Below are 11,178 nucleotides of genomic sequence, written 5' to 3'. Positions count from 1 at the left end.
GTTTCTTCCAGTATACAAAAAAGCACCCTATAGAGAGACCTTTTTTCAAAGTGTCTAATCTATAGGGTACAGTTTACATTCTCATGGGCTCTTTACTCAAGGTTGAAACGATCTAGCTGGTCTAAAAAACGTTTTGATTTTAAATACAATCCAGAATATGCATCAAAATACAAATTAAGAATGTGTCTAATTTCCTTTTTTGTTTCTGCTTTCAATGAAATATTCCCTAATCGACTTAAGTCAATATGAGCGAATAAGTGAAGAAGTTCTGATGTACGCTTTGTCATAGGGATTTGATATGGATCGACGGATAAACACCGATGACACAATAAACCACCTTCGTTAACTGAAAAATGGAATTTCCCTTCATTTAATCCACAATTTGCACAGCGATCTAATTGAGGAGTAATCCCTGCTACGCGAAGCATTTTCAATTCAAAAATAAACAATACAACCTCTGGATCTTTTTCTTCATCGAGAGCATGGAGTACCTGATAGAGCATTTCAAACAAGTACGGATTCGGCTTTCTTTCTTCCGTTAATTTATCAACTAACTCTGCTGCATATGCGGCATATGATGTAAGAAATAAGTCATTGCGGATCGAACGGAAAGAGTCTATAATTTCGCCCTGATTAAGTCCCCCCAGACCTGAAGTATGTTGAAATAAATACTGTCCATACACAAATAGCTGAGAAATAGCAGAAAGACGGCTTTTTGGTTTTTTTGCGCCTCTTGCCATGACGCCAACCTTACCCGTCTCTCTAGTATAAAGCGTGAGTATTTTATTTGTTTCACCATAGTCCACGGTTCGAATTACAATTCCTTCAATCTTTTTTAACAAGAACTTCACCAACCGTTTCTTGTTAAATTTCCATCAAAAGGTCAAGTGAGGCGAGTTACTTCTTCCACATCGGCGAGAGAATCACATTCTTCATCGTTCGGTGTTTGCATTTCTTTTAAAAGAAGATAAGTATCGATGTTTCCCGTTTCACAAAATATTTTCCAGGTAAACTCTAACACTTAAAATCCCACCTTTCATTTTGTAAAAGCTTTCCTCTTACCTCTAGCTTGACCTTACAGTTGATCGTTTATGTGATGGAATATTTAACAAAATTTATCTTAATAGTCATCTTCTCGGTAACCGTAATCCCGTAAAGAAGAAGGTTTATTACGCCAGTCTTTTACAACCTTTACCCAAATTTCCATAAACACGCGTGAACCAAGGAGTGCTTCAATATCCTGCCTTGCTCGTTTGCCAACTTCCTTCAACATCTTACCTTGTTTTCCAATGATGATGCCCTTTTGAGAAGATCGTTCTACAACAACCGTCACATGAATATCAATGACATCTGATCCTTCTCGTTTTATCATTTGTTCTGTAACGACTGTTACAGAATGAGGAATCTCTTCTCGCGTTAGATGGAGGACCTTTTCTCTAACAAGTTCGGCAACAATAAAGCGTTCAGGGTGATCTGTCACATGGTCGCTTGGATAGTATTGCGGACCTTCTTCTAGATAATCAACGACCTGCTCGAGCAATGTATTGACATTGTTTCCTTGCAATGCCGAGATTGGTACAATTTCTGCGAAAGAGTATTTATCTTTATAGAAATTGATCATCGGAAATAGCTGTTCGGGATGGACTTGGTCAATTTTATTGATAACAAGAAAAACAGGACTTTCTACATTTTGAAGTCGATCAATAATATATTGATCGCCTGCTCCGTAGCCTTCTTCAGCATTAATCACAAACAAAATCAAATCGACTTCATTTAAAGAGCTTTGGGCCATTTTTATCATAAAATCGCCCAGCTTATGTTTTGGTTTATGAATACCTGGTGTATCAATGAAAACAACCTGTGAATCATTCGTCGTATAAACACCTTGTACTTTATTACGAGTAGTTTGAGCTTTGTCACTCATAATTGCAATCTTTTGTCCAATTACTTCATTTAATAATGTTGATTTTCCAACATTTGGTCTGCCAACAATCGAGACAAACCCCGATTTAAAAACATCTTTACTCATTCAAATCCTCCGGTGAAAATGCGCCAGGTAATAGCTCACTGACGGTTAATTCTTGTATTTTTCCATCTAAGTTCGTTAAAATGACCTGCATGTTAGGATCACATAATTCAGAAATCACCTGTCTACATGCACCACATGGTGGAACAGGACGATTAGTATCTGCTACAACAGCAATTGCCTTATACGCCTTATGTCCTTCTGAGTATGCTTTAAATAAGGCTGTACGCTCAGCACAATTGCACATGCTATAAGCAGCATTCTCAATATTACAACCACCAAACACCGTTCCATCTTCGGAGAGGAGAGCTGCACCTACCTTAAACTTAGAATACGGAACATAAGCCATCTCTCTAGCCTTTTTAGCTTCTTCAATCAACATTTGCTTATCCATAAATATCCTCCTTATGACTGTATCAAATGAGTAATCGGTTCAAAAAAGAGAAGGATACCGATTATAACTGATACGATCGCAAAAAGAAAGACAGCAGCTGCCGATACATCCTTCGCTGTTTTGGCAATAGGATGCTCCTCTTCTGTTATTAAATCAATCGATCGTTCAATTCCGGTATTGATTGCCTCTAGACTTAACATGACACCGATTACAGTTAATAATATCGTTAGCTTAATAGTAGAAAAACCAAGTAATACCGCCGCTGTCAGAACAAAGACACCTGCAATCAGATGAAATAAGAAATTCTGTTCATTACGGATGAGGTAGCAAAAACCCTGTGACGCGTATTTGAAACTGTGCACAAATCGTGACAGCCGCGATCCATTACCTCGTGAGACCATACTGCTCAAGAAGTACCTTTTGTTTGTCGAACATTTCTTTTTCATCTTCATCCGTCATATGATCATAACCGAGTAAATGAAGAAACCCGTGAACTGTTAAAAATCCGAGTTCTCGATCAAAACTATGTCCATAATCATTCGCTTGTTCTGCTATTTTATCCACTGATATTACTATCTCCCCTAATAGATGAGGCAGATGCTCACCTAAAATAACGAGTTCATCACCTTCCTCTTCGTCATCAAGAGCAAATGATATGACATCTGTGGGCTGATCCTTACCACGGTATTCGCGATTGATTTCAGTAATCTTATCATTGCCTACAAACATTATTGACACTTCACTACCAGACTCAACCTCTTCTTCATTAGCAGCATGATTCATAAGTTCCTCAAGCATTTTAAGTTGTTCCTCTGTAATAGAGTTTGTTTCGTCATTAAAGTCAATGTTCAGGTTCATAAAGTCACCTTCTTTTTAATTTCTGTTGGGTACTCAATTCGACTATGGAATATCCCATTTAATGTTTCTAGTATAGTAGTTGCCACAAGATCTAATTCTCTTAAAGATAAATCACATTCATCAAACTGCCCATCTTCTAGACGTTCTGTAATGATCTTTCTCACGAGCGATTCAATAGCCATTGGATTTGGTTTATTCATGGATCTAACTGCCGCCTCAATGCAATCTGCAATTCCAACCACTGCAGCTTCTTTTGTCTGCGCCCTAGGACCAGGATATCGAAAATCCGCTTCAGGTATGGACTCATCTGCTTGTTCATTGGCTTTATAATAAAAGTACTTCAACAGTGTTGTACCGTGATGCTGTTCTGCGATGTCGACAATCTCTTTTGGTAAGCGATGCTTTCTTAGCATATCAGCGCCATCCGTTGCATGAGAAATAATGATCGTTTTACTTAGGTGTGGTGATATTTTATCATGCGGATTTTCCATATTCATCTGATTTTCAATAAAGAAATGTGGTCGCTTTGTTTTACCAATATCATGATAATACGCCCCAACTCTCGCGAGTAGCCCATTCGCTCCTATTGATTCACATGCTGCTTCAGACAAATTCGCAACCATTACACTATGATGATAAGTCCCAGGCGTTTCAACAAGAATTTTCCTCAATAAAGGATGATTGGGATTGGAAAGTTCAATCAGCCTTGTCGTAGAAATAATTCTAAACCCAGCTTCAAAAAATGGCATTAGTCCAAGCGTTAACATAGATGATAGAAATCCAGAAAGGAAAGCAAACACCATATGATAAGTTAATTCCACTCCGCTGTACTGACCATTCTTCAACATTAATAATATAGCCACTGAGATAATGTTTATCAATGAGACGAGTAATCCTGCTTTCAGAATGTTTGAACGATGATTACGTTTTCCGAGGAAAAACACACCGGATAACGAACTCATTAGTACATAGAAACCTAAAGAAGCATTCATTGGGCCAGTAATTTCTCCATTAAAAAACACTCCGGCACAGACGGCAAAAAGTATACCTGAAGCTATTGCTAGCTGTTCATTAAATAGCATTTTAATAAGCATTGTTCCTACTGCAGCAGGAACGATGTAAGCGATGCCAGGTAGCTCAATTCCCTGCAATAAGCTAGTTAGTTTAAGAACGAGAAGCGTACTAAAATAAATCAATACGATAATAAACAAATTTGTGTTCGATGTGCGGACACGTGATCTAACATCTTGGAAGAAATAGTACAAATAACCTGTAAGTAACAGAACGAGAAGGGCAAGGCCAACATAAGGAATAGCATCAAAGCCTTCATCAAGCAGTCCTGCCAAACGAAGCTGCTCCATGACCTCGCGATTAATCATTGCTCCTTCTTCAACAATGATCTGTCCTTCTCTAATCATTACAGGCTGAACTGCTTCAATAGCTTCTTGTCTGCTTTGCTCTGTTTGCTCAGGGTCAAGGAAATAGTTAGGAACAATACTTTGTTGTGCTACTGTTATCATTGCCTGCTTCTGGTCATTCGGTAGAGAGGTAAGTGATAAACGGTCCTCAACATCATTCTTAGATTCCTCTAAATTGTCAATGGATACTCTATCTGTCATAACTTCCATTACTTCAGACAGCGTTAGTTCTTTAATTAAGCTTATTTGAGTCATTTCTGCTTGCAATAAAGGGACGAGCGTTTCGTCCGTCATTTCATCAGCCATTGAAACAGATAAAAGAACTTTTAAGTCCTTTAATTCTTCCTCGATCGAGCGATCATTGCCTGCATCATTATTCCTTACCTTCTCAATGCCTGAGAATAGATCATTTAGCTTATCTAATTGGGATTGAGATACTTCATCACGGTACACATATATAGCCTCTACTTGAGCGGCTTTTGATCTTTCATCTTCTGTTGCAGTTTTGTTCTCAATCGTAATAGGTGAAGCAATGTCGCGATCAGCGCGAGAGTATAGCGAAACGTCAAGAGATTCAGGAATAACGTTCGTAAGCATCGTTAAATACATTATGATAGCAACCAGTCCATAAAGGGACCATTTTATCGTTTTAATGCGTTCTATATTACGGAGATGATCCTTCATGATATGTTTGATCTTCGCAACCAATTGCTTCACCCCACAAGTTCAAGCCTTATATCACTCTTCTTCATATTTTATCAGAATTTCCTAATAAAAGGACGAGATTCTCTTAATAAGTTCTTTATGCGAGCAAAAAAAGGCCCGTTAGTAACGGACCTTCAAGCTTATTTCGTATCATGTTCGTATGCATCAATGATTTTCTGTACTAATGGATGACGTACAACATCAGTTTGTTGAAGATAAATAAACGAAACATCTTTAACGCGATTAAGAATCTTTTCAGCTGCTGCTAGACCTGACTCTTTTCCTTTCGGTAGGTCAACCTGAGTAATATCTCCAGTAATGACCATTTTCGAACCAAAACCAAGTCTCGTTAGAAACATCTTCATCTGCTGTGAAGTCGTATTCTGAGCCTCATCTAAGATTACATAGCTATCATCAAGCGTTCGACCTCTCATATATGCAAGTGGAGCGATCTCAATCGTCCCTCTTTCAATTAGACGGGTAGTTTGCTCGACTCCAAGAACATCATGAAGAGCATCATACAATGGACGTAAATATGGATCAACTTTTTCCTTCAAATCACCGGGAAGAAAGCCTAAACTCTCACCTGCTTCGACTGCTGGGCGTGTAAGAACGATTTTTTTAACTTTATTGTACTTTAATGCAGCTACCGCCATTACGACAGCAAGGTACGTTTTCCCTGTTCCTGCTGGACCAATTCCAAAAACTAAATCTGTCTTCTTCATAGCAGAAACATAGTGGCGTTGTCCAAGCGTTTTCACTTTGATTGGCTTGCCTTTTGCATTGGTTGTAATCTCTTCCTGATAGAGCTCAAGAAGCTGATCTAGCATCCCCTGTTGCACAAGCTGACAAGCGTATACGACATCTCGACCTGATATACTTGCGCCTCGCTTAATAAGAGAATGAAGAGTCATAACGACTTCTTTAACCATCGCAATCTTTTCTTCGTCCCCTTTAACTGATATGCCTTCTCCTCGTGTAACTAACGACACCTCGAGGGCTTCTTCAATTATCTTTAAATGCTCATCTCCGGGACCAAATAGAGTTTGAGCTTCATTCGAATTCTCTAACTGTAATGTAAGATCAACGTAACGTTCTGCCAATAGACCTCAATCTCCTTGAATAATTGGTATGTTTTTCCCAATCTCCTCAATCACTTCAAAGTGTATCTTTACATTTACTTTACCATTCTCTTCCTCATGGTGCAAAATCTTTTCCTTATTAATTTCTGCTTCATCTGATGTTTTGTCCTCAATATCTTTTCTAGCAACTGAACGTGCGGCATCAAGGGCTTCACTTTTAGAATATGTTCTTGTTACTTCTTCAGTTCCAAGCATTTTTTTCGACTGAAAGGAAAAAGGAAGTTCCCATTTGAGGAATCGTAAATTCGTTTCATGCTCCACCGTTTCATATTCACTGAATTCCGGCTTTCCAAACCCCCAAATTGGTATGTGAAAACGACTCACTCCGATAGCGTAACTAGTTTTTCTTTCTCCAGTGTTGGTTATGAATGTTGACTTTAGTGGAATCGATACATTTGAAACATACCATGTTCTCCCGAATACTTCCCCTTTTGCTGGGACAAGTTCACTTTTTTCCTTTTTACCGATAAAACCTGATATTAGGAGTTGCCCAGGTTTCACATAGGTATTTTCTTCTACTTGAGCCTGTCCTTCTTCTACATACATCTTTGTAACAATTGCCTTCTTTTTTGCTACTATATGTCTAGGGTTAAGCGCAGGTTGTTTTTCTGGCAATTGCTTTTGCACCACTTCGAAATGATACGTAGTTCCACTTCGCTTTACTCCTACCCAGGTGATTTCCTCCATCTTTTCTGTAATCTGCCTCTGAAGTTCCTGATTTGACGGAAGTTGAAAAATAAACTTACCCCTTGTAACACCCAGTTCAACTGCTGCTTGCTTAAGCTTGTGCTCCACTTCAGGCGTAGCCCCATTAACAGTTATCGACCATACCATATTCGATAGAATAAATAATAATAATAGACAGCTTATGGCTCCAGTCAGAAATCCTCTAGAATAAATGACTCGCTTCAAAATAAACGGAAAACCTTTTCTTTCATGAATTCGAACTTTGCATCTTGTCCGTTTTAAATGTGGCCTTATTCGTCGCACGTCCGAAATATAAAGAGATAGAATAATGGTTTCATGATCAAGCCTAGCAATATCCCAAATAGGTATTTTATACTCTATACAACGGTTTATAAATAACTCAGTATAAGAACCAATTACCTTTATCCGTACATATCCCGAAAAAAGCTCTCGTATATACTCCTTCATAATAGCCCCCTGTATAATTAGCCTGGGATTAGAGAGGCCTTTAATCAGTTTTCAGGTCTCTCAAGATAAGAAACATGTTCGATTTTGCCTTCAAGTAGGATTTCTTCTGGCAGGATTGTTTTCAACATAAAGTCTTTCCCTTTTATCAAAAGCTGCCCCTGTTTAAGGAGCAGACGCACTTCCTCATTCGAGAATTTCAAGACCCCTTGATGGTTCTCTATGTAAATATGAAGCTGTCCAACCATCGTAATACGCGGTAAATCCATGACCGCATCTGCGGGAAGCTCTAATCTTCGAGTAAGCCAGGTTTTTAGATTGTGCTTCCACTTTGCCATGGATACTCCCCCTCTCATCTCATCTTTATGAGTGAGAAACAAAAACTATCACTTTTTCGTGTTATTGAATCATGTGTTTTACTGTTGGCATATTTTCAATCCAAACAAAAAAGCGCCCGAGGGCGCTTTTTACATTAATACCTTTTCGATTGCTTCATGGTTGTCATCGAAGGATGAGGTCTCTTCGACCGTGGTGGTCCAAGAATTTCAGCCCAGATGATCCCATTTCGAACATTTCTTTTGCTAATTGAAATTCCTTTTTGGTTAACTGAACTTCTTTTAGGCTTTTCAACCTTTAATTCATACTGTGAATTTTCTCGTTCTGAAATCCTCTCAAGCGCTTCTTGATAAGCACTAACATTTTCAGATTGGATTTCTTTCTCCTCGTCAAAAGACCGATCGGCACCTGACGAGGTAGCTTGTTTTCTTGGACGTTCATTTTGCCGCTGATTCTGGTTTTGGTCTTCGCTTCCCATGCGTTTAAAGAAACTGAGAATTCCACCAATCGCGATAATGACGAAAACAATATTGTTTAAAATTAATTCTATAATATTATCCAATATTGTCACCTCCGTAGCTGAAGATAGTTAAGATCTTAGCGATCATCCTCATCTTCTTCCTGATCAGGCTTCCCAATCATATCACGCATATCCGTATCAGCTTCAATATTCTTTAGGTTCATATAATCCATTACACCAATATTGCCTGAGCGAAGCGCTTCAGCCATAGCCATTGGTACTTCAGCTTCCGCCTCAACTACTTTAGCACGCATTTCTTCTACTCGAGCTCTCATTTCTTGCTCTTGGGCTACAGCCATAGCACGTCTTTCCTCCGCTTTTGCCTGAGCAATGTTTTTATCTGCTTCAGCTTGATCGGTTTGAAGAACGGCACCAATGTTTTTGCCGATATCAATGTCAGCAATATCGATGGATAGAATTTCGAATGCTGTGCCTGCATCTAGTCCTTTAGCAAGAACTGTTTGGGATATCATATCTGGATTTTCCAGAACTTTTTTGTGATTGTTTGAAGAACCGATTGTACTAACAATCCCTTCCCCTACACGTGCAATAACTGTCTCTTCACCAGCACCACCAACGAGACGATCAATATTAGCACGAACTGTAATTCTTGCTTTCGCTTTTACTTCAATCCCATCCATTGCTACACCAGCAATGAAAGGTGTTTCAATCACTTTTGGATTAACACTCATTTGAACGGCATCGAGCACGTCACGTCCAGCAAGATCAATCGCTGCACAGCGTTCAAAGCTTAGTTCAATGTTTGCTCTGTGAGCTGCAATTAGCGCATTCACGGCACGGTCAACATTACCACCCGCAAGATAGTGACTTTCAAGTTGATTCGTATTAAGATCAAGACCTGCTTTCACCGCTTTAATTAACGGGTTGATCACGCGTGAAGGGATAACACGACGTAATCTCATTCCAACTAGATTGAATATGCTTACCCTAACTCCCGCTGCAAGCGCAGAAATCCATAGCATAACAGGTACAAATGTAAATAAAATCGCAAGACCAATAATAACTAAACCAACAATAACTAATAAACCAAGCGTTCCAGTATCCATAATTTTCCTCCCTAATTAAATTAACATGCTCTTACAACAACTCTAGAGCCATTCGTCTTTATTATTTTCACTTCAGTCCCAGCGGATAAAAATCCTCCTTCAGTGACAACATCTAGCCTTTCATCACCAAAATCAGCAATTCCAGAAGGTCGAAGTGGTGTAACAGCAACACCTTCAAGCCCAACTAATTCATCTCGAGTCGTGTTTGAAACATAACCCTGATCGGATTTAGTAGCATCTGATAGAATAATTTTCTTAAAGAAACCTTTATAACCGAAGATCTTTATGAATAGATAGGATCCTCCAACTGTTACCGCGACGGCAATTAGTACAGCAAGAAGTATATATTGCATTGATTGTCCTGAAGCAAGAACAATACTTGCAACAACTCCCACAGCTCCTAACACACCAAATACTCCAAAACCGGGTATAAAGATTTCAACTACTATGAGAACGACACCAACAATGAGAAGCAACAATGATTCCCAGCCAGCAAACCCTGCTATCATATGGCCAAAGAAAAATAACAATAATGCTCCCGCTCCCATAAATCCGGGTACTCCGAATCCAGGAGAGTATAGTTCTAGAACAAGACCAAGACTACCAATCGATAACAAAATCGGAATAATAATTGGGTTTGTAACGAATCGAGCAATTCTTTCTGCAATACTAACTTCAGCATCACTTACTTCAGCATCTTTAAGGTTAAGTAAATTTAAAAGCTCAGTACGATCTTCGGCCATTCCTTCGGCGTAACCAACCTTTACCGCTTCTTCTCCATTTAACGTTAGAAGTTCGCCTTTAGGAGCGTTATAGTTAGGAAGGTCAACATCAGGATCTGCCATTGCAAGCGCATATTTAGGATCACGATCATTCAATTCTGCAGCAGATTTCATAGCAGCATGCCAGAATGACTCTGCCTTTTTGCCTGCTGTGTTTCCAGACTGATCAATGATTGCAGCTGACCCCATTAAAGCACCGGGTTCCATAATAATCTGATCAGCGTTAAGTGCAATGTATGCCCCAGCTGAAAGAGCACGATCTGCTACATAAGCTGTAATGGGTACCTCTGTACTTTTAATAATGGTTGCAATATTATCAGCTGCATTCACCGCACCACCTGGTGTATCAATTTCCAATACAATGTGATCAGCACCTTCATTTTCAGCTTCCTGAATGGATCGTTTCAGAAATGCCTCCAACCCACGTTCTACTTCCTGTTCGACAGGAATAAAGGAAACTAGCTTTCCTTCGCCCTCACCTGAAGCATATTGTCCGAGAAACGGGAGAACGGCTAACATCAAACAAATCGATACGAGTAGCCTCCATTTTATTCTTGTAATATCGCTCCCTCCTTCCTGCTTCCTTCTTTACGTATGAAACAACAATAAGGTTTCAAGTTTATGTAAACGATATAGTTTAAGTATGCCAAAATCAATATGGAATTACTAGTTTGAAATGGCTTTCTTATGAAAACAAGTCGTTTAAATAGAAAAAGCACGTCCTGTCGAAACAGGACGTGCTTACGCTTGATCATATTTATCCCACAATTAGGACAGT

Annotated in this window: 13 protein-coding genes; all 13 read right to left on the bottom strand. The window is 39.1% G+C overall.

What is annotated here, in order from left to right; all coding sequences use genetic code 11:
* Positions 1–92: 92 nt before the first annotated feature.
* The gene (gene recO / locus AB986_RS17510) at positions 93–842 is read right to left on the bottom strand and encodes a DNA repair protein RecO (protein WP_048312800.1); all 750 of its coding nucleotides are present in this window, start codon (positions 840–842) and stop codon (positions 93–95) included.
* Between the two features lie 41 nt (positions 843–883).
* The gene (locus AB986_RS21900) at positions 884–1,021 is read right to left on the bottom strand and encodes a YqzL family protein (RefSeq protein ID WP_084006619.1); all 138 of its coding nucleotides are present in this window, start codon (positions 1,019–1,021) and stop codon (positions 884–886) included.
* A 99-nt stretch (positions 1,022–1,120) separates the two neighbouring features.
* Positions 1,121–2,029 carry a GTPase Era gene (gene era / locus AB986_RS17505; RefSeq protein WP_048312799.1) on the bottom strand — a complete coding sequence of 303 codons (909 nt, stop codon included), beginning with the start codon at positions 2,027–2,029 and terminating at the stop codon, positions 1,121–1,123.
* The gene (locus AB986_RS17500; RefSeq protein WP_048312798.1) at positions 2,022–2,420 is read right to left on the bottom strand and encodes a cytidine deaminase; all 399 of its coding nucleotides are present in this window, start codon (positions 2,418–2,420) and stop codon (positions 2,022–2,024) included. The genes era and AB986_RS17500 overlap by 8 nt, the downstream gene beginning before the upstream one ends.
* 11 nt (positions 2,421–2,431) lie before the next feature.
* The gene (locus AB986_RS17495) at positions 2,432–2,821 is read right to left on the bottom strand and encodes a diacylglycerol kinase family protein (protein ID WP_048312797.1); all 390 of its coding nucleotides are present in this window, start codon (positions 2,819–2,821) and stop codon (positions 2,432–2,434) included.
* Positions 2,805–3,278, bottom strand: a complete 474-nt coding sequence (ybeY, locus tag AB986_RS17490) for an rRNA maturation RNase YbeY (RefSeq protein WP_048312796.1) — start codon at positions 3,276–3,278, stop codon at positions 2,805–2,807. Before ybeY ends, AB986_RS17495 begins: the two co-directional genes overlap by 17 nt.
* Entirely contained in the window at positions 3,275–5,404 is a 2,130-nt protein-coding gene (locus tag AB986_RS17485; RefSeq protein WP_236690402.1) for an HD family phosphohydrolase, read from the bottom strand. The genes ybeY and AB986_RS17485 overlap by 4 nt, the downstream gene beginning before the upstream one ends.
* Positions 5,405–5,541: 137 nt before the next feature.
* Positions 5,542–6,504, bottom strand: a complete 963-nt coding sequence (locus AB986_RS17480) for a PhoH family protein (RefSeq protein WP_048312795.1) — start codon at positions 6,502–6,504, stop codon at positions 5,542–5,544.
* 6 nt (positions 6,505–6,510) lie between these two features.
* Positions 6,511–7,698 (bottom strand): sporulation protein YqfD, encoded by a 1,188-nt coding sequence (gene yqfD / locus AB986_RS17475; RefSeq protein ID WP_048312794.1) that lies wholly within the window; start codon positions 7,696–7,698, stop codon positions 6,511–6,513.
* Between the two features lie 44 nt (positions 7,699–7,742).
* On the bottom strand, positions 7,743–8,033 hold the full coding sequence (gene yqfC / locus AB986_RS17470; protein WP_048312793.1) for a sporulation protein YqfC: 291 nt from the start codon (positions 8,031–8,033) through the stop codon (positions 7,743–7,745).
* Positions 8,034–8,167: 134 nt separating this feature from the next.
* A complete protein-coding gene (locus AB986_RS17465; RefSeq protein WP_048312792.1) occupies positions 8,168–8,593 on the bottom strand; it encodes a hypothetical protein in 426 nt (141 codons plus the stop codon).
* A gap of 35 nt (positions 8,594–8,628) precedes the next feature.
* The gene (floA, locus tag AB986_RS17460; RefSeq protein WP_048312791.1) at positions 8,629–9,618 is read right to left on the bottom strand and encodes a flotillin-like protein FloA; all 990 of its coding nucleotides are present in this window, start codon (positions 9,616–9,618) and stop codon (positions 8,629–8,631) included.
* Between the two features lie 20 nt (positions 9,619–9,638).
* Complete coding sequence (locus AB986_RS17455) at positions 9,639–10,919, bottom strand: NfeD family protein (protein WP_048312790.1); 1,281 nt, start codon at positions 10,917–10,919, stop codon at positions 9,639–9,641.
* Between the last annotated feature and the right edge of the window lie 259 nt (positions 10,920–11,178).

This window comes from Guptibacillus hwajinpoensis, assembly GCF_001039475.1.
GTDB classification, from domain to species: Bacteria; Bacillota; Bacilli; order Bacillales; family Guptibacillaceae; genus Guptibacillus; species Guptibacillus hwajinpoensis.
Note: the sequence above shows the minus strand (reverse complement) of the source record. Positions and strands in the feature narration are given on the sequence as shown.